Genomic DNA, 18,713 nt, shown 5'->3' with positions numbered 1-18,713 from the left:
GGTCGCGAGACCAGGGATCTGGGGGTGGGCGGCCGGGCCGGAGCCCCGTGCGACGGCGGTCCAGGATCGGCCCGACCGGCCCTGGTACGACGGCCGTCGCGGGGATGCCCTTCCGGCCGGCCCGGGATCGTGTCATCCGCGTATCCCCCGGAGGGGTCAGTGCCGGTGCATCCGGTTGGCGACGGCGTGGCCGACGAAGAGGTAGACCACGGCGGCCAGGCCGTAGCCGAAGACGACCCGGGCCCAGGCCCTGTCGAAGGTGAACAGGTCGCGGGACCAGCCGGCCAGCCAGTTGGCGGCGTCGTGGATGAACTGGACCAGTTCATTGGCCCGGTTCGCGTCCAGCAGGTACATCAGGATCCACAGTCCGAGGATCACGGCCATGATGTCCGCGACCACCGCGACGACCGTCCCAGCGGAGTTGGAGCCACTGCGATATCGAGACATACTCTCCGTCTGGCCCCGCAAGCCCGATTGAAACCGCGAATGCGTTCGGCCGTCCGTTCCTCCGTCATTCAGCTGGAATTGTCCCTTCCAGCAGCGTGTGTTCGACGTGGTCCCTGATGATCCTGGCCCCTTGAGTGGCAGGAGGGCCGTTGTCCGACGCCGGAACAACCACGATCGAGGAACCGCGACTCACCACCCGTCGCTTACGCCGCCGCCGAACCCCGCGGTACGTCGTCGTCGTGCTGCCGCTCGCCCTGGCCGGGCTGATCTCCCTGCTCGTCTCGGGCAACGCGCTCAGACCCTTCGACCGCATCACCACGCTGGACGCCAAGATGGCCTCCAAGTCCGACTACTTCAAAGACCCCGAAGTGCAGCGGCTGCTGCTGAAGCACGGCATCCGGGTGAACATCCACCGGCTCGGCTCCCGGGGTATCGCCACCACGTCGCTCAAGGGCATGGACGTGGTCTTCCCGTCCGGCCAGCCCGCCGCGAAGCTGATCCTGAACCGGGCGGACGGCTCGGTCAGATCCACGCGCCCCTTCGTCACCCCGCTGGTGCTCGGCACGTTCCGCGACTACGCCGAGACCCTGGTCAAGGCGGGCGTGGCCACACCGCAGCGGGCACCGGGCGGCGACACGCTCTACTACGACCTCGACATGGCGAAGTTCATGGGCCTCCTCGACGGCGTGGACGGCCCGACGACCTACGCGGACGGCAGAAAGCGACCGGACACCTGGAACGGCATCGACTACGACAAGGTCACCGGTGGCCGCCGCAGCAACAACGGCCGCGTCCTGGTCCGCACTTCCAGCGTCTGCGAGTCCAACTCCGCGGGCACCTACCTGAGCATCCTCGCCTTCGTCGCCAACGGCGGCCGCACACCGGGCACGCAGAAGGCCAAGGGCGAGTCCCCGGCGAAGGTCGAAGCCGACGTACGGACACTGGAGAAGGCGATCAACCCGCTCATCGACCTCCAGGGCATGTGGGCGGACGAACAGGCCGACAGCTACTTCTCCGACCTCGGCGAGAGCATCGCACCGGTCTCCGTGATCTACGAACACCAGTACCTGGCCCACCAGATCGCGTTCCGCGCCAAGTACGGCAAGCAGGACACCGACCGCGTCCTGCTCTACCCCACCCCGTTCGCCCTCACCGAGCCCCAGCTCATCTCCCTCACCGACGACGGCGACAAGCTGGTCCAACTCATCGACGACGACGAGGAACTGCGTGAGCGCGCGATCGAACTGGGCTTCCGTGTCCGGTTCTCGGGCGACGCGGGCACCAGCGAGCGCCTCAACGGGTATCTGCGTGCCCACCACATCCAGGTGCCGGTCGACAACCCCAAACGGGACCAGGTCTACGAACCCGACCTGGACGTCCTGGAGAACATCATCAACTACGTGGGCCACTGCCCGCCGCCCGTGGAGGACAGCCCGTGACCCGACTCGTCCGCGCCACGACGGCCGCGCTGGCGCTGGTCCTCCTCGGCACCTTCCTCTCCTCCTGCACCGAGGAGCACAAGAGCATCACCCTGCGGGTGCTGGCCAGCCCCGAACTCGCCGATGTGGAACCGCTGCTGGGCCAGTTGAAGGAGGACACCGGGGTCGAGCTGGAGATGGACTACACGGCGACGGCGGACCTCGCCGGGCAGTACCCCGCCGCCGGGCACGCGGCCCATCAGCTCGCCTGGCTCGCCTCGGACCGCTCGTTCCTGCTGCGCGTACAGGACGCCCACCTCAACCGGCCCGAATCCACCGCGATCATGCGCTCGCCCGTCGTGGCCGGCCTCGCCCCCGCGGTGGCGGCCACCCTGCGCGAGCGGGCCCCCGACGGCCGGATCACCTGGGCGGACATCGCGGACGCGGCCGCCGACGGCACCGTACGGTTCGGGATGGCGGACCCCCGGCGCAGCGACACCGGGCGCGCCGCCCTCGTCGGGGTCGCCACCGCCGCCGCCGGAACCGGCCGGGCGCTGCGCGAACAGGACGTCTCCTGCGACCGGTTGCGGGGCTTCCGCTCCGGCCAGACGCTCACCGACCCCAGCTCACGGGAGCTGATCGACGGCTACCCGAGCCACCAGGACGACACCAACGCGCTGATCGCCCACGAGTCGGAACTGCTGTCCCTGAACGCGAGCGGGAAGCTGCGCCGGCCCCTGACGATCGTCCACCCCGACGACGGCATGGTGCTGTCCGACTTCCCGCTGCTGCTGCTCGACCCCCGCGAGCGCCCCGCCTACCAGAAGGTGGTGGACTGGCTGCTGAGCGCGGACGTGCAGCAGAAGCTGATGGACCGCACCCACCGGCGGCCGGTCAACCCCGACGTCGAACCCGCGCCGCAGTTGCGTACCGCCGTCGGCAACGCCCTGTCCTTCCCCGACCGTCTCTCCATCATCGAGCGACTCGTCGACGACTACGGGGACCCGGAGCACCCGACCGCGGACCAGGTCGTGTTCCTGCTGGACTTCTCGACCTCGATGCGCGGCAAACGGATGGCGGACCTGCGCGCCGCGTTCGCCGGACTCAGCGGCGCCGACCGGACCGCCGCGGGCAAGTTCGCCCGCTTCTACCGGGGCGAGCGCCTCACGGTCGTCCGGTTCGCCGGCCGGGTGCTCCAGGAGCGCACCGTGACCGTGAGCGGCGACGAGGACCTCAAGACACTGGAACGCACCGTCACCGGGGGCGGTTTCGGCGCCGACACCGCCGTCTGGTCGGCCCTCGACCGCGGCTACCGCATCTCCGCCGCCGCCCTCCGGCAGGACCCCGGGCGACCCGTGTCGATCGTCCTGATGACGGACGGCGAGAACAACGCGGGCCTCGCCTATGGGGAGTTCCTGCGCCACTACCGGCGGCTCGGCACCGGGGCGGCCTCGGTGCCCACCTTCCCCGTCCAGTTCGGAGAGGCCGACGCGGCCGAGCTGAAGCGGGTCGCCGCGGCGACCGGCGGCCGCATGGTCGACGCCAACCTCTCCTCCCTCGCCGACGCCTTCAAGGAGATCCGTGGCTGTCATTGACCGTCAGTGGCTGGCGATGTGGTGGTGGCCGTGGCTGGCCGTGTGGCTGGCCACGGCGGTCGGCCTCGCCGTGCCGGTCTGCTACGCGCTGCTGCGCCTGCGCCGGAGGGGCCGGCGCCGCCGCCGCGGGCGTCTCCTCGACATGTGCTTCTACCTGCACGAGCAGCGCGTGATGGACATCTACGAGGTCGGCGGCTTCTCGGAGGCCCTGGAAGCCGAGGTCGCCGACACCATCAACGTCAACCGCGAGTACGGGCTGTGGGCGAAACTCGGCTGGGGCAGCGGGAAGGCGGGCGGCGGCGTCAGCAAGGAGCGCGTCACCACGTACCTCCGCGAGAGCACGCCCATCAAGGTGATCCGGGTGCTCATGGACACGATGCGCAAGGAGGACATCGTGGTGGACGCCGACCTCACCACCGGGCACCTCGTCCTGAACGGGGCACTGGCCGAGACCCTGCGGGACCGGGGCGACACGGGTCAGGTGCCGTTGAGCGCGGTCATGTCGGAGTACGTCTCCGTGACCGGCCGCTTCACCGCCCGCCGTACGGACAACGGAGACGTGGAACTGCGCGCCCCGTACGGGAACGGAACGCCGTCCGCACACGTGAGGATCACCTGCGAGGAGTCCGCGGGCCGCGGCGAGTTCCGCAAGGAGGACTACTACACCGGTGAGTTCCAGGCCCGCTGCCTGGGCAAGGTGCGCACCTGGAACGGGGCCAAGGGGGAGCTGACGCTGGACCCGATCGCCATCTTCCGCTGAACACCTACGAGTTGAGCTCGGCCAGCACCCGCAGCGAATGCGCGTCCGGCGACAGCGCCAGCAGGTCCGTCACCGGACCCTTGCGCCATGACTCCAGCCGCTCGGCGATGCGTTCGCGCGGGCCGACCAGGGAGATCTCGTCGGCGAAGGCGTCCGGGACGGCCTGGACGGCCTCCTCGCGGCGGCCGGAGAGGAACAGGTCCTGGATGCGGCGGGCCTCCTCCTCGTACCCCATGCGCGCCATCAGGTCGGCGTGGAAGTTGCGGGACCCGTGGCCCATGCCGCCGATGTAGAAGCCGAGCATGATCTTCACCGGGAGCAGGCCCTCGGCCACGTCGTCGCAGACCCGCACCTGGGCCATGGGGGCGACGACGAAGCCCTCCCGGAGGTCGGTCAGCGCGGGCCCGTAGACCTCGGGTCGGGTCGGCGCCCAGTACAGCGGCAGCCAGCCGTCCGCGATACGGGTCGTCTGGGCGACGTTCTTCGGGCCCTCCGCGCCCAGCAGGACGGGCAGATCGGGGCGCAGCGGGTGGGTGATGGGCTTGAGGGCCTTGCCGAGGCCCGTGCCGTCCGGGCCCCGGTAGGGGTGGGAGTGGAACCGCCCGGCCACCTCCACCGGCGCCTCCCGCCGCAGCACCTGCCGTACGACGTCCACGTACTCCCGGGTCGCGGTCAGCGGCGAGGCCGGGAACGGACGGCCGTACCAGCCCTCCACCACCTGCGGCCCCGACAGCCCGAGCCCCAGCATCACGCGCCCGCCGGAGAGGTGGTCGAGCGTCAGCGCGTGCATCGCGGTCGTGGTCGGCGAGCGGGCCGCCATCTGAGCAACCGCCGTCCCCAGCATGATCCTTGTGGTCCGCGCGGCGATCCAGGTCAGCGGCGTGAAGGCGTCCGAGCCCCAGGACTCCGCCGTCCACACGGAGTGATAGCCGAGCCGCTCGGCCTCCTGCGCCAGCGCCACATGGTCGGGGGAGGGGCCGCGGCCCCAGTAACCGAGCGCGAGACCGAGCCGCATGTCACCCTCCATCTGACGGTTCGTCAGTAGCGGTACGGGTCGCGACTGTACGGCAACGGCCCCCCGCCCGGAAGGGCGAGGGGCCGTACGCGACAGTGGCGGCGGACTCAGCCGCGCTGGATCCCGGAGGTGTCCTGAAGCACGCCACGGCGGCCGTCCTGGGTCTGCGCGACCAGGTGGGCGCCACGCTGCTCGACCGCCAGGTACCAGGTGCCCGGCGCCAGTTCGGCGATCGGCGCCTGCGAGCCGTCCTCCGCGAACAGCGGGCGCGGCACCGGCACGGCGAACCAGAACGGCGAGAAGTCCCCGGCCGGCTGCGGCTGGGCCGGCGGCTGCGCACCCGGCTGCGGGCCCGGCTGGGGGCCCGGCTGGGGCTGCGCACCCGGCTGCTGCCCGAAGGGCTGACCCGGCTGCGGCTGGGCACCGTACGGCTGCTGCGGAGCACCCGGGTAGCCGTAACCACCGGGCGGCTGGGCGCCGTAGGGCTGCGGGGCGGCGGGCTTGGGGGCCGGGATCAGAGCGGCCTGGAGGGCGGGGACGAGGGGGGTGGCGATGGCGGCGCCGGCCAGGACGAGGGCCGCGATGAAACCGAGGATGAGGCCGACACCGGCATCGACGCTGTCGGGAACGTCCACCAGCGACCAGAAGAGGGTCCAGGCGGACAGGATCGCGAAGCCCGTGCCGACCATGCCGAGGTCGAGACCGGCCACCTTGCGCTGCTGAGGCAGGCAGCGGTTGAGGACGATCAGGGCGGCACCGATGACGGCACCCATGTAGATGCCGAGGCCCGTTCCGAGGTCGACCCCCCACGCGCTCTTGCTGTCCGAGTAGCCCGCGATGGAGTAGGAGTAGTAGTGCAGGAACGACGCGATGAACAGCAACACCGCTGCTCCGATCACCACGCCGTCGCCTCGAGTGAGGGAGCGGATATTCACTTCAGGTCCTTCGTAGGTCGTCTCGTCGTCGGTAGAGGCGTCGCGGGGGGTGGCCCCTGATCGGACGAACACTATCGTTCGAACGATCAGCCTGTCCGTTCGGGACCGACCGCCGATCACTACCCGCGCAGGAAACTCACGATTCCCTCAGAGAGCCCCTGCGCCGCCTTCTGCCGCCAAGCGCCGCTGGTGAGCAGTGCCGCGTCCTTGCTATCGCGCATGTTGCCGCACTCGATGAACACCTTGGGAACCGTTGACAGATTGAGACCGCCCAGGTCCTTACGCGTGACGAGACCGGTGCCGTCGCCGATGTAGTTGGACGGCGGCTCGCCCGTGACCCGCAGGAAGTTGCCCGCGATCCGCTCGCCCAGGGACTTGGAGGAGCCGACGATCGGGCGGGTGTCGGCGGCGCCCGCGTGGACCGACGCCGGAAGGATGACGTGGAAGCCGCGGTTGCCCTCGGCCGAGCCGTCGGCGTGGATGGAAATCGCCGCGTCCGCGTGCGCGTTGTTGCCGATCCGGGCGCGTTCGTCCACGCACGGCCCCCAGGGCGGGGAGTCGCCGTCGTGGGTCAGTTTCACCGTGGCGCCCTGCTGCTCCAGGATCGCGCGCAGCCGGTGGGCGACGTCGAGCGTGAACCGGGCTTCCGTGTAACCGGAGTTGGTGGACGTGCCCGTGGTGTCGCACTCCTTGGAGTTCGTACCGATGTCCACCTGGCGGTTGATCTCGGCCGTGTGCCGGAAGTTGCCCGGGTTGTGGCCCGGGTCGATGACGACGACCTTGCCCTTGAGCGGGCCGGCGGCGGCGGGCGCGGAGGCCGAGGGCGTACCGGACGCCGTGGCCGACGCCGTCGGGTTCACCTTCCCGTCGTCCGTGGGGGAGCCCGGCGCCGAGGACGGCGAGGCGGAGAGCGGGCGCGAGACGGACGCCGAGCTCGAGGCGGGACCCGCCTGGCCGGAGCCGCCGGGGGCGCCCACCGCCTCGTACACCAGCCAGCCCAGCAGGGCGCCGGGCACCAGTGCGGCGAGCGCGACGGTCAGCGGGCCGCGCCGGGACCGGCGCGGCTGCGGGGGATCGAAGTCCGGGCCTACGTACGACACGTCTGCCACCCTAGCGGCCGTTCCCGGTGCCCACATGCCGCAAGTGGGCCGGGCGGGTGGCGCCGAGGGGCGCGCCGTGGCGGCCGGGAGCCGGTCAGAGGTCGCTGACGACGAGCCAGCCGGCGACCGCCAGTACCACCAGGTACACACCGATGCCGACGACCCTGCCGAGGCGCTTGCGTCCCGCGCCCTCGAGCACCCGGCCGATGATGCCGACGAGCGGCGCCCCGACGACGATCAGGCCGAGGCCTATGAGGTACCTCACCGTGCGGCCCGCGCCCGCGTCCGCCGCAGCACGCGCAGCGAACCCGTCACCGAGACCTCCGTGAACTCACCCGACTCCAGGGCACGGAGGTAGACGCGGTAGGGGGCCTGCCCGGTGAACTCGTCCGCCGGGTCCGGGAACACGTCGTGGATGACGAGGAGGCCGCCCTCGGCCACATGGGGGGCCCAGCCCTCGTAGTCGGCGCCCGCGTGCTCGTCGGTGTGGCCGCCGTCGACGAAGACCAGGCCGAGCGGGGAGTTCCAGAACGCGGCGATCTGCGGGGAGCGGCCGACCAACGCCACCACGTGCTCCTCCAGGCCCGCCTTGTGCAGCGTCCTGCGGAACGTGGGCAGCGTGTCCATCAGACCGACCTCGGGGTCGACCGTCTCCGGGTCGTGGTACTCCCAGCCCGGCTGCTGCTCCTCGCTGCCCCGGTGGTGGTCGACGGTGAGCGCGGTGACCCCGGCCTGCCGGGCCGCGTCCGCGAGCAGGAGCGTCGAGCGTCCGCAGTACGTCCCGACCTCCAGGAGCGGCAGCCCCAGCCGGCCCGCCTCGACGGCCGCCGCGTACAGCGCCAGCCCCTCGTCCGCGGGCATGAACCCCTTCGCCGCCTCGAACGCGGCCAGGATCTCGGGCTTGGGTGCCGCGGGCATGGGGTCCCTCTCGGTCGTACGTGCGTTTGGGCGCCCCATGTTGCCGCACCCCCTGCCGGCGGAGCGACAGGGGGTGCGGAACGGCGGGCTCGGGGGAAGGGCCCGGGGAATCGCTCAGGCGTTGACCGTCTCGCCGGGCAGCGCCAGATCCAGTTCGACCGGCCGCTCGTCGCCCGCGTGGGTCGCGGACGAGGCGTGCGGGCCGTGGCCGGTGGCCTTCGCGGCCAGGACGTAGGCGCCCTGGGCGGGGACCGGGAGGGCGTAGCGGCCGTCCTCCAGGGAGAGGGTGGCGCCCGCCTGGCGGCCGCGCTGGTCGATCAGGGTGACCTTGGCGCGGGCGACCGGGGTGCCGCCGGCGTCCAGGACCCGGCCGCGGAAGCCCCGCAGGACCTCCTCGGCGCGCTCCAGGTTGGCCTCCTCCTCGCTGCTGGCGCGCAGCTGGGGCGCGCGGTCCGGCTTGGGCAGGAACAGGGCCATCAGCAGGCCGATCGCCACCGCGCCGGTCGCGATCAGGAAGGAGACCCGGAAGCCGTGCATGGTCGGGACGGCGACGCCGCCGACGTTGTTCGCGGTGTTGGCCAGCACCATGCCGATGACGGCGCTGGAGACGGATGTGCCGATGGAGCGCATCAGCGTGTTCAGGCCGTTGGCCGCGCCGGTCTCGGAGGCGGGGACCGCGCCGATGATGAGTGCGGGCAGGGAGGAGTAGGCCAGGCCGATGCCCGCGCCCAGGATCACCGCGATGACCAGGCTCTGCCAGGGGGCGCTCATCAGGCCGAGGCCGGCGCCGTAGCCGATCGCGATGATCAGCATGCCGAGGATCAGGGTGACCTTGGGGCCGTACTTCGCGGACAGCCGGGCGTAGACGGGCGCGGTGAACATCATCGTCAGGCCGAGGGGCGCGACGAGCAGACCCGCGACGACCATCGACTGGCCGAGGCCGTAGCCGGTGGCCTTGGGCAGCTGGAGCAGCTGGGGCAGGACCAGGGAGACGACGTAGAACGAGACGCCGACCATGATCGAGGCGAGGTTGGTGAAGAGCACGGCGGGCCGGGCCGTGGTGCGCAGGTCCACCAGCGCGGCCTTGAGCCGCAGCTCCATCACGCCCCACAGGACCAGCACGACCGCGGCGGCGGCGAACAGGCCGAGCGTGGTGCCCGAGGTCCAGCCCCAGTCGCTGCCCTTGGTGATCGGCAGCAGGAAGAGGACGAGACCGGTGGACAGGCCGAGCGCGCCCAGCAGATCGAAGGAGCCCTCGGCGCGCATCGGGGACTCCGGTACGACGAGGAGGGTGAGGGCGATGGAGAGCGCGCCGAGGCCGGCGGCTCCGTAGAACAGGGCGTGCCAGTTCGTGTGCTGGGCGACGAGGGCCGCGGCGGGCAGCGCGAGGCCGCCGCCGACGCCGATCGAGGAGCTCATCAGCGCCATCGCCGAGCCGAGCTTCTCGCGGGGCAGCATGTCCCGCATCAGGCCGATGCCGAGCGGGATCGCGCCCATCGCGAAGCCCTGGAGCGCACGGCCGACGATCATCGTGAGCAGCTGGCTGGTGAGCGCGCTGATCAGGGCCCCGACCACCATGACGGCGAGGCTGAGGATCAGCATGCGCCGCTTGCCGTACAGGTCGCCGAGCCGGCCCATGATCGGGGTGGCCACGGCGCCCGACAGAAGAGTCGAGGTCAGGACCCAGGTGGCGTTGCTGGGCGCGGTGTCCAGCAGCTGCGGCAGGTCCTTGATGACCGGGACGAGCAGGGTCTGCATCACCGCGACCACGATGCCCGCGAAGGCGAGCACCGGGACCACTGCGCCACTCGCTTTCCGGGTGGGCCGGTCGGTCGTCGTGTGCGTCATTGAGTGAGGCCTCCAGTGAGATAAGTACTGGGTCAACCTCGTATGCACAGGCAACTATTCCGTTGCTTCGGGTCTCTAACGATTTCTTGACCTTGTCATGGGTTTCTGACGCACTGTCGGGTCACTCCGGTGGGGCCCGGGAGAAGGCCGGCGCCCGCCGTCACAGCCACCCCTGCTGCCGGGCCTCCCGTACCGCCTCCGTCCGGTTGCGGGTACCCGTCTTGCCGATCGCGGAGGACAGGTAGTTGCGCACCGTGGACTCGGACAGGTGCAGCTTCGTGGCGATGTCGGCGACGGTCGCCCCGTCCACCGCCGCCTTCAGCACGTCGCACTCGCGGCCCGTCAGCGGATTCGGGCCGGCGCTGAGTGCCGCCGCGGCCAGCGCCGGGTCGACCACGGTCTCCCCGGTGAGGACGCGACGGATCGCCGCGGCCAGTTCCTCCACCGGTCCGTCCTTGACCAGGAAACCGGACGCCCCCGCCTCCATGGCCCGGCGCAGATAGCCGGGCCGGCCGAAGGTCGTCAGGATCAGCACCCGGCAGTCGGGCACCTGCTCGCGCAGTTCCGCCGCCGCGTCCAGGCCGCTGCGCACCGGCAGCTCGATGTCCAGCAGGGCCACGTCCGGACGGTGCCGCAGCGCCGCGTCCAGGATCGCGTCGCCCGTCGCTACCTGCGCGACGACCTCCATGTCCGGCTCCATGCCGAGCAGTAAGGCGAGGGCTCCGCGCATCATGCCCTGGTCCTCGGCGAGCAGGACCCTGATGTTCTTCACGGCCCAAGCGTAGCCAACGGGTGGCCAATTAAAGACTCTTCCTTCTTCGGTCGGCAGGGTTGACGGCCCACGGTCACGCGCAAACAATCGCCTCTGCATTTCCGGTAATTGTTCGGCATTACGGCGCTGAATAGGTTCGGTATTTCGATCGAACAGCGTCCGATATTTCGACCAATCCCCCCGCACTGCCCTACGAGGAACCGAAGAGGTGCACCGTGGATCCAAGACTCCCGCGCCGCAGTACCCGGCGGCTCAGCAGAGCCGTCCTCTCCCTGCTCGCGTCGTTCGCCGCCGTCGCCGCGCTGCTGCTCGGCGTCGGCGCCCCGCAGGCCGCCGCCGCGGGCTCGCTGCCCTGTGACGTCTACGCCGCCGCGGGCACCCCCTGCGTCGCCGCGCACAGCCTCGCCCGGGCGCTGTACTCGTCGTACAGCGGCTCGCTCTACCAGGTGCAGCGCGCCTCGGACGGAGCGACGTCGAACATCGGCCTGCTGACGGCCGGCGGGTACGCCAACGCGGCCGCGCAGGACAGCTTCTGCTCCGGCACGACCTGCATCATCACCAAGATCTACGACCAGTCCTCGCGCCACAACGACCTCACCGTCGAGGGCGCCGGCGGAGCGGGCGCGGCCGATGTCGGGGCGCCCGCGGACGCGCTGCCGGTGACCGTCGGCGGCCACCAGGTCTACGGCCTGGAGATATCGGCCGGCATGGGCTACCGGGACAACTCCACCTCGGGCGTCGCCGTGAACGGGCAGGCCGAGGGGATGTACATGGTGACCTCCGGCACTCACGTCAACGGGTCCTGCTGCTTCGACTACGGCAACGCCGAGACGAACAACAAGGACACCGGAAACGGCCACATGGACGCGATCAACTTCGGCACCGAATGCTGGTTCTCGCCGTGCTACGGCCAGGGCCCCTGGGTGCAGGCCGACCTGGAGAACGGGCTGTTCCAGTCGGACGCCGGGTACAGCAAGAACACCTCCAACACCGGCACCGGACCGCTGCCGTTCGTGACCGCGCTGCTGAAGAACAACGGGCAGAACCATTTCGCGCTGAAATACGGCAATGCGCAATCAGGCGGACTCACCACCACGTATTCCGGGGGTGAGCCGACCACGAGCGGCTACTCGCCCATGCACCAGGAGGGCGCGATCGTCCTGGGCACCGGCGGTGACAACAGCAACGGATCCATCGGCTCCTTCTTCGAGGGCGTCATGACCTCCGGCATCCCGACGGACGCCGCCGACGACGCCGTGCAGGCCAACATCGTCTCCGTCGGCTACGGCGGCGCGACCGGCAGCACCGGCTCCCTGACGCCCGGCTCGGAGATATCGCTGCGCGCGACGACCTCCTGCTGCACCACCGACTACATCCGCCACCAGAACAACGCGGCGGTCGTCTCCCCGGTGACTTCGGGCAGTTCCTCCCTCGACAAGAGCGACGCCACCTGGATCGTGCGCCGCGGACTCGCCGGCAGCTCCTGTGTGTCCTTCGAGTCGCGCAACTACCCGGGCGACTTCCTGAGGCACTACAACTACAAGCTGTCCCGGCAGCCCATGGACGGCACCGCCCAGTTCAGATCCGACGCGACGTTCTGTCCGCAGACGGGCAAGAGCGGCACGGGCACCTCGTTCGCCTCGTACAACTACCCGACCAAGTATCTGCGGCACTACAACCTCAACGTCTACATAGCGAGCAACGGCGGCTCCAACGCCTGGGACAGCCGCACGTCCTGGACCGACGACGTGAGCTGGGCGGTCAGCTCACCCTGGGCGCCGTAGCCGCCCCGACGGCAGCCAGTTCCGCCGGCTCCATCGGGAGTTCGGCGGTGACCGTGAAGCCGCCTCGTGGCGACGGACCGGCCCTGAGGGAGCCGCCCGCCGCCGCGAGGCGCTCGGTCAGGCCCTTCAGGCCGGTGCCGCCGATGCCCTCCGCGGGGCGCGTGACGGCCTTGCCGGTGCCGTTGTCGGTGACGGTGAGCCTGGCTTGCTCGGTGCCGCTCTCGATAGTGATCTCGCATCGGGCGGCGTCGCTGTGCCGGACGACGTTGGTGACCGCCTCACGCACCACCCAGCCGAGCAGCGCCTCGGTCTGCGGGGCGAGCGGGGTGCCGGACTGGCGGACGACCGGCTCGATGCTCGCGGCGGACAGCGCCGAGCGGGCCCGCGTCAGCTCGGTGGCGAGACTGCCCTCGCGGTAGCCGGTCACCGCCTCGCGTATCTCGGTCAGCGCCTGCCGGCCCACGGACTCGATGTCGCCGATCTGCGCCAGCGCGGCGGTCATGTCGCGCGGGGCCAGCCGGCGGGCCGCCTCCGACTTCACCACGATCACCGACAGGGTGTGGCCGAGCAGGTCGTGCAGGTCCCGGGAGAAGCGCAGCCGCTCCTTCTCCACCGCCTGCCGGGCCAGCTCCTCGCGGGCGGCGCGCAGATCCCGTACGGCCTCGGAGAGGGAGAGGATCGCGGCGGTCACCATCGTGGACAGGAACGTGCCGTAGGCGATGGTCACCGCGTCCTCCCCGTCGCGGAACCCGGAGACGGTACCCGCGAAGGTGGAGAGCAGGATCCCCGCCCTGCCCAGCCACGGGCCGCGCACGGTCGCGCCCGTCGCCAGGCCCAGCAGCGGGAAGAACATCAGCCAGTTGCCGCCGTAGCCGATGGCCAGACCGGTGGTCACCAGTGCCATCAGCAGCAGCGCCACCCGGGTGGAGGTCTCCTCACGCTTCTCCTTGTGGAAGGCGCGGAAGGCCACGTAGACGTACAGCGAGTTGAAGGCCAGCAGGCCCAGGCCGCCGATCCACGGGTTGGGGGTCTTGCCCTGGAGGAGGTTGGAGAAGGAACCCATGCCCATCAGCAGCCAGGGCATCAGGGCGAATCCGGTGGGCGGCGGGCCCGGGTGCTCGGGGACCTGCCCCTTCTTACGGGCGGTCCGCTGCTGGGCCTTGAAGCGCTCCATGTCCTTCTTCCACTGCGCCCGCGCCACCTGCCAGCCCTCCGCCTGGCCGAGAGCCTGCCGCCACCACGCGCCGATCCTGCTGCTCATCTGAGATCCCCCGATCAGATGTTCCTTGCGGTCCGTACGACAGCACAGACTACGAGCAGGTCCGGGTGTGTCGGCAGATGCACATGTACGCACCCGGGCAGTACAAATGTCACCGCACGCCCTCAGCTGACGACACGTCAGGAGCCTTCACAACTCCGGAGCCCTGGGCTATACAGAGGGCGCCGGACTGGAACGCGTTCTAGATCGGCCCGTGACGACCTCGGTGCGGCCGACGGTGCGGACGGCCGTGCCGGGGTCTTGAAGCCGCCAGTTGAAGCCGCCAGTTGAAGCCGCCAGTGTCAGGAGCCGTATGCCCATCGACGCAGCCAAGGCCCTCGCCGCCGAACCCCGGTCCGGTGAGATCACGTGGGACCGCAGGGACGTCCAGCTCTACCACCTGGGCATCGGCGCCGGAGTCCCCGCCACCGACCCCGACGAACTGCGCTACACCCTGGAGTCCCGGCTGCACGTCCTGCCGAGCTTCGCCACCGTCGCGGGCAACGGCTCACCCGGAGTGATCAGCGGCCTGTCCATGCCCGGCGTCGACGTCGACCTCGCCCGTGTCCTGCACGGCGGCCAGTCGCTCACCCTGCACCGCCCCATCCCGGTCGAGGGCAGCGCCACGGCCACCAGCCGCATCGCCGCCATCCACGACAAGGGCAAGGCCGCCGTCCTCGTCATGCGCACCGAGGTCGCGGACGCCGACGGCCCGCTGTGGACCAACGACGCCCAGATCTTCGTACGGGGAGAGGGTGGCTGGGGCGGCGACCGAGGGCCCTCCGCCCGTCTCGAACCGCCCGCCGGCGAGCCCGCGAGGACCGTCGAGAAGCCTGTCCGCGAGGACCAGGCCCTGCTCTACCGCCTGTCCGGCGACTGGAACCCGCTGCACGCCGACCCCGAGTTCGCCAAACTCGCCGGGTTCGACCGGCCGATCCTGCACGGGCTGTGCACGTACGGCATGACACTCAAGGCCGTCGTCGACACCCTGCTCGGCGGTGACGTCACCCGCGTCCGCTCCTACACCACGCGCTTCGCCGGGGTCGTGTACCCGGGGGAGACCCTGCGCATCCGGATGTGGCGGGGGGACGGCTCGGTTCGGGTCGCCGTGGGTGCGCTGGAGCGGGACGACGCGCCCGTCCTCGCCGACACAGTCGTCCAACACTCCTGAGCCACCCAGCTTTCACGAGGGGAGCCGCACCCATGCGCGCAGCCGTACTGCACGAGATCGGCCAGGACAAGCTCGAGGTCCTCGACAACGTCGAGGCGGTGGGCTTTGGCCCCGGACGGGTGAGGATACGGGTGCGCGCCACCGGGCTGTGCCACTCGGACCTGTCCGCGATGAGCGGGGTGCTGCCGCAGCCGGCGCCCTTCGTGCCCGGCCACGAGGGCGCGGGCGAGATCCTCGAAGTCGGGGAGGGCGTGCGCGGTCTGAAGCCCGGGGACCGGGTCGTGGTCTGCTGGCTGCCCGCCTGCGGCGCGTGTCCCGCCTGCAAGCGCGGACAGACCGAGCTGTGCCTGGCCGGGTTCATGAACGCGGGCACCCCCAACTTCAAGCGGCCCGGCGGGGACGTCTTCGGCTTCGCGGGCACCGGCACCTTCGCCGAGGAGGTCGTCGTCGACGCGGGCTGCGCCGTGCCCGTCCCGGACGACGTGCCCTTCGACATCGCCGCCCTCATCGGCTGCGGGGTGACGACCGGACTGGGCGCCGCGCTCAACACCGCCGACGTGGAGGCCGGTTCGTCGGTCGCCGTCATCGGCTGCGGAGGCGTCGGCATCTCCGCGATCCAGGGGGCCCGGCTGAAGGGCGCCGCCGAGATCGTCGCCGTCGACCCGGTGGCCTCGCGCCGCGAGTCGGCACTGAAGTTCGGCGCGACGCGGGCCGTCTCCCCGGAGGAACTGCCCGACGCCAAGCAGCAGGTGACCGGCGGCGAGGGCTTCGACTACGTCTTCGAGGTCGTCGGCAGGTCCGCCACCGCCCGCACCGCCTACGAGAACACCCGGCGCGGCGGCACTCTCGTCATCGTCGGCGCGGGCGCCATGGACGACTTCCTCCAGCTCAACATGTTCGAGCTGTTCTTCGACGAGAAGCGGATCCTGCCGTCGATGTACGGCGGCGGGGACGTGGTGAGCTCCTACGAGCGGACCATCGCCCTGTGGCGGGCGGGCCGTATCGACCTGGCGGGTCTGATCACCCATCGGGTGCCGCTCCTCGACATCAACGAGGCGCTGGACCAGATGCGCACCGGGACCGCCCTGCGTACGTGCATCGAGATCTGAGGACTCCACAGATGTCACTGCCACTTGAGGGGCTGTCCGCCGTCGTCACGGGCGCCGGCCGCGGACTCGGCCGGACCGAGGCGCTGGAACTCGCCCGGCTCGGCGCTGCCGTCGTCGTCAACGACTACGGCCGGCCCGGCCGGGACGGTTCCGGCGAGGCGTCGGCCGGCCCCGCCGAGGAGGTCGCCGCCGAGATCCGCGCGGCGGGGGGCCGGGCCCTGGCCCACACCGGTGACGTCGCCGACCTCCAGCAGGCCCGGGCCCTGGTCCGGCTGGCCGTCGAGGAGTTCGGCAAGCTCGACATCCTGGTCAACAACGCGGGCATCCTGCGCGACCGCATGGTCTTCTCCATGACGGAGGACGAGTGGGACTCGGTCATCCGGGTCCACCTCAAAGGCCACTTCAACACCACCCACCTCGCCGCCGCGCACTGGCGGGAGCGGTCCAAGGCGGCCGGGGGACCGGTGTACGGGCGGATCGTGAACACCTCCTCGGAGGCGTTCCTGGCCGGTTCGGCGGGGCAGCCCAACTACGCGGCGGCGAAGGGCGGCATCGTGGGCCTCACCACGTCCACCGCCCTCGCCCTCGCCAAGTACGGCGTGACGGCCAACGCCATCTGCCCGCGCGCCCGGACCCGGATGACCGAGGACGTCTTCGCCGGGCTCGCCGCCCCCGGGGAGGGCCTCGACCCGCTCGCCCCCGAGCATGTCGCACCGCTCGTCGGCTACCTGGCCTCGCCCGCCGCCGCCCGGGTCAACGGGCAGTTGCTCGTGGTGCACGGCGGCATGGTGGCGATCGTCGAACGGCCGCGCGTGCAGGCACAGTTCGACAGCAAGCAGGAGACCTTCACCTACGACGAACTCGACGCGCTGCTCAGCCCGCACTACGCGCGGCGCCCGGCGGAGGAGACGTTCGCGGCGGCGGAGGTGCTGGCACTCAAGCGGGGCTGAGCAGGCCGAGCATGCCGAAGGGGGCCGCCCGTCGATGACGGACGACCCCCTTCCGGCGTACTGTCAGGCAGCCGCCTCGGTCTCCTCGACCGGCTTGCGGTGACGGCCGCGTGGGGCCGTCTCACTGTCCTGGCCCGAAACCGGGCCCCGGTGCTTGCCGTGACCCGTGGTCTCTTGGGAGTCGGCGGACAGCGTCTGAGTGGTGCTGGCGTCGCTCATCGGAAGAATTCACCCCGTCAACATGATCTTTCGTACAGCCGGGCGAGTCTAACCGGCACACCTCGGGCCGAATCCAGGCGGGCACGCCAACCGGCACTAGTTCGTTACAACACGTCCCAACGGCGCCTGCTGGAGCGGCACCGGACGGGTCACAACCGGCCTCGCGGGCTCCGCTTCCACCTGCTCCGACGCCGTTCCCGACACCAGTCCCGACACCGGTCCTGACGCCGCGCCCGGTCCCCACGCCGGTCCAGGAACCGGCGCCGGTTCCGGAACCGTGACCGCCGCGGCTCTCGGCGGTGCCGCCAGCCCCGCCACCCCGCACGGCACGTCCCGGGTGACGTACGGCAGCCGCAGCACCCCGTCCGCCGTCCACAGCCCGGCCCCCGCCAACCAGCCCTCGGGCGCCGGGAGATGGTGCACCTGCCGGTCCGCGGGCCGCCACACGCCGACCCAGCTGCCCAGCGGCCCGTCGATCCGCAGCGCCACCGCGCAGGTCTCCGGCGTCAGCACCTGCCCCGGCTGGATCGAGAACGGCGTCACCGTGCGGCCGGGCACCCGCAGGCACTCCGGGAAGCGCACAGGCATCGAACTGCCCAGGACGCCCCAGCCCAACCGTTCCTGCCCGGGCGACGGCGCGTCCGAGGAGATCAGCAGCAGCCCGCTGTCGGGATCGGCGAGCCGCAGCCGGTCGTCGCTGTCGGCGGCGATCTGGAGCAGCGGCGACACCTCACCGCCCCGCTCCAGATCGACCACGACCGCCTTGGTCCGGCCGGCGATCTCGCGGTCCACGGCGAGCAGCCGCCCCGTGCGGTCCAGCCAGACACCGCCCGAGCAGCGCCCCGGGACCTCGGCGACCTGCTCGGGCCCGAAGGCGCCGCCCGCCACCAGCCACACCGCCGTCGTGTACCGGCCCACCGCGAGGGCGTAGGCCCGCTCGCCGCACGGCGCCGGGGGCAGCAGCCGCAGCCGGGTGTCCTCCTCGTGGCACTGCACCGCGCCGAGCGGCAGCTCGCCGGTGCCCGGACCGGTCGGGTACAGCAGCGAGAAGGCGTGCCGTCGCTCCACCAGCCGGTGGATGAGGACCCGCCCGTCGCCCATCGGCTGCACCTCCGTACCGGGCTCCTCCGGCTGGTTGCCGGGCAGCGGCACGGCATACGGCTCGGGCCCGCCCAGCGTCCAGCGCTCCGGGAACCAGCAGCCCCCGGCCGACGCGAGGCGGGCGGCGTAGACGCCGTCCACGGTGATGGCGCAGTCCGCCCGGAGCGCCCCGTCGTCCTCTCCGGTCGCCGACGATTCGATCGCACAGGCTGTCATCGTTCGGTCACCTCCAGTGATGAAGCTAGGTTTCGTACGCACAGACGGGGGAGCGCCGGGCGGCTGCTTCACACGTACGGGTGGCCGTGCGGTGGTT

At 71.3% G+C, this 18,713-nt stretch carries 18 protein-coding genes; 7 read left to right on the top strand and 11 right to left on the bottom strand.

Features of this window, described 5'->3' with window-relative positions:
* Positions 1 to 156: 156 nt before the first annotated feature.
* Positions 157 to 447, bottom strand: a complete 291-nt coding sequence (locus tag ABZ915_RS32065) for a hypothetical protein (RefSeq protein ID WP_361810480.1) — start codon at positions 445 to 447, stop codon at positions 157 to 159.
* Positions 448 to 596: 149 nt separating this feature from the next.
* On the opposite strand from ABZ915_RS32065, the gene ABZ915_RS32060 reads away from it, so the two are divergent.
* From ABZ915_RS32060 to ABZ915_RS32050, 3 genes are read left to right on the top strand one after another with little or no spacing between them, the layout of a single operon-like run.
* Positions 597 to 1,886, top strand: a complete 1,290-nt coding sequence (locus ABZ915_RS32060) for a hypothetical protein (RefSeq protein ID WP_361810478.1) — start codon at positions 597 to 599, stop codon at positions 1,884 to 1,886.
* Positions 1,883 to 3,460: a VWA domain-containing protein gene (locus ABZ915_RS32055; protein WP_361810476.1), complete on the top strand. Its 1,578-nt coding sequence runs from the start codon at positions 1,883 to 1,885 to the stop codon at positions 3,458 to 3,460. The genes ABZ915_RS32060 and ABZ915_RS32055 overlap by 4 nt, the downstream gene beginning before the upstream one ends.
* Positions 3,447 to 4,220 (top strand): hypothetical protein, encoded by a 774-nt coding sequence (locus tag ABZ915_RS32050; protein WP_361810474.1) that lies wholly within the window; start codon positions 3,447 to 3,449, stop codon positions 4,218 to 4,220. Before ABZ915_RS32055 ends, ABZ915_RS32050 begins: the two co-directional genes overlap by 14 nt.
* Before the next feature lie 4 nt (positions 4,221 to 4,224).
* Here the strand turns inward: ABZ915_RS32050 and ABZ915_RS32045 are convergent, their stop codons facing one another.
* From ABZ915_RS32045 to ABZ915_RS32015, 7 genes are all read right to left on the bottom strand, one after another.
* Positions 4,225 to 5,235, bottom strand: a complete 1,011-nt coding sequence (locus tag ABZ915_RS32045) for an LLM class F420-dependent oxidoreductase (protein WP_361810472.1) — start codon at positions 5,233 to 5,235, stop codon at positions 4,225 to 4,227.
* 107 nt (positions 5,236 to 5,342) lie between these two features.
* The gene (locus ABZ915_RS32040; protein ID WP_361810470.1) at positions 5,343 to 6,170 is read right to left on the bottom strand and encodes a hypothetical protein; all 828 of its coding nucleotides are present in this window, start codon (positions 6,168 to 6,170) and stop codon (positions 5,343 to 5,345) included.
* 119 nt (positions 6,171 to 6,289) lie between these two features.
* On the bottom strand, positions 6,290 to 7,270 hold the full coding sequence (locus ABZ915_RS32035; RefSeq protein WP_361810468.1) for an N-acetylmuramoyl-L-alanine amidase: 981 nt from the start codon (positions 7,268 to 7,270) through the stop codon (positions 6,290 to 6,292).
* A 94-nt stretch (positions 7,271 to 7,364) separates the two neighbouring features.
* Positions 7,365 to 7,535: a hypothetical protein gene (locus ABZ915_RS32030; RefSeq protein ID WP_361810466.1), complete on the bottom strand. Its 171-nt coding sequence runs from the start codon at positions 7,533 to 7,535 to the stop codon at positions 7,365 to 7,367.
* Positions 7,532 to 8,188 carry a class I SAM-dependent methyltransferase gene (locus ABZ915_RS32025; RefSeq protein WP_361810464.1) on the bottom strand — a complete coding sequence of 219 codons (657 nt, stop codon included), beginning with the start codon at positions 8,186 to 8,188 and terminating at the stop codon, positions 7,532 to 7,534. The genes ABZ915_RS32030 and ABZ915_RS32025 overlap by 4 nt, the downstream gene beginning before the upstream one ends.
* 114 nt (positions 8,189 to 8,302) lie before the next feature.
* Positions 8,303 to 10,036, bottom strand: coding sequence for an MFS transporter (locus tag ABZ915_RS32020; RefSeq protein ID WP_361810462.1), 1,734 nt, complete (start codon positions 10,034 to 10,036; stop codon positions 8,303 to 8,305).
* A gap of 160 nt (positions 10,037 to 10,196) precedes the next feature.
* A complete protein-coding gene (locus ABZ915_RS32015; RefSeq protein ID WP_361810460.1) occupies positions 10,197 to 10,808 on the bottom strand; it encodes a response regulator transcription factor in 612 nt (203 codons plus the stop codon).
* Between the two features lie 215 nt (positions 10,809 to 11,023).
* Here ABZ915_RS32015 and ABZ915_RS32010 point away from each other — a divergent pair, with 215 nt between their 5' ends.
* The gene (locus ABZ915_RS32010; RefSeq protein ID WP_361810458.1) at positions 11,024 to 12,592 is read left to right on the top strand and encodes an alpha-L-arabinofuranosidase B; all 1,569 of its coding nucleotides are present in this window, start codon (positions 11,024 to 11,026) and stop codon (positions 12,590 to 12,592) included.
* Here the strand turns inward: ABZ915_RS32010 and ABZ915_RS32005 are convergent.
* Positions 12,570 to 13,853, bottom strand: a complete 1,284-nt coding sequence (locus tag ABZ915_RS32005) for a sensor histidine kinase (RefSeq protein WP_361810456.1) — start codon at positions 13,851 to 13,853, stop codon at positions 12,570 to 12,572. The two genes, ABZ915_RS32010 and ABZ915_RS32005, sit on opposite strands and share 23 nt — an antisense overlap.
* A gap of 310 nt (positions 13,854 to 14,163) precedes the next feature.
* Here ABZ915_RS32005 and ABZ915_RS32000 point away from each other — a divergent pair, with 310 nt between their 5' ends.
* The 3 genes from ABZ915_RS32000 to ABZ915_RS31990 are packed head-to-tail and all read left to right on the top strand — an operon-like array spanning position 14,164 to position 17,080.
* Positions 14,164 to 15,021 carry a MaoC/PaaZ C-terminal domain-containing protein gene (locus tag ABZ915_RS32000; protein WP_361810454.1) on the top strand — a complete coding sequence of 286 codons (858 nt, stop codon included), beginning with the start codon at positions 14,164 to 14,166 and terminating at the stop codon, positions 15,019 to 15,021.
* 32 nt (positions 15,022 to 15,053) lie between these two features.
* Positions 15,054 to 16,130: a Zn-dependent alcohol dehydrogenase gene (locus ABZ915_RS31995; protein ID WP_361810452.1), complete on the top strand. Its 1,077-nt coding sequence runs from the start codon at positions 15,054 to 15,056 to the stop codon at positions 16,128 to 16,130.
* Between the two features lie 11 nt (positions 16,131 to 16,141).
* Complete coding sequence (locus tag ABZ915_RS31990) at positions 16,142 to 17,080, top strand: 3-oxoacyl-ACP reductase (RefSeq protein WP_361810450.1); 939 nt, start codon at positions 16,142 to 16,144, stop codon at positions 17,078 to 17,080.
* Between the two features lie 63 nt (positions 17,081 to 17,143).
* Here ABZ915_RS31990 and ABZ915_RS31985 read toward each other — a convergent pair whose 3' ends face one another.
* Entirely contained in the window at positions 17,144 to 17,299 is a 156-nt protein-coding gene (locus ABZ915_RS31985; RefSeq protein ID WP_361810448.1) for a hypothetical protein, read from the bottom strand.
* A 96-nt stretch (positions 17,300 to 17,395) separates the two neighbouring features.
* Positions 17,396 to 18,616: a hypothetical protein gene (locus tag ABZ915_RS31980; RefSeq protein ID WP_361810446.1), complete on the bottom strand. Its 1,221-nt coding sequence runs from the start codon at positions 18,614 to 18,616 to the stop codon at positions 17,396 to 17,398.
* Positions 18,617 to 18,713 lie beyond the last annotated feature (97 nt).

The sequence above is a fragment of the Streptomyces sp. NPDC046915 genome, assembly GCF_040644935.1.
In the GTDB taxonomy this organism is placed as follows: Bacteria; Actinomycetota; Actinomycetes; order Streptomycetales; family Streptomycetaceae; genus Streptomyces.
The sequence above is the reverse complement of the archived record's forward strand: the minus strand, read 5'-3'. Positions and strand labels throughout refer to the sequence as shown.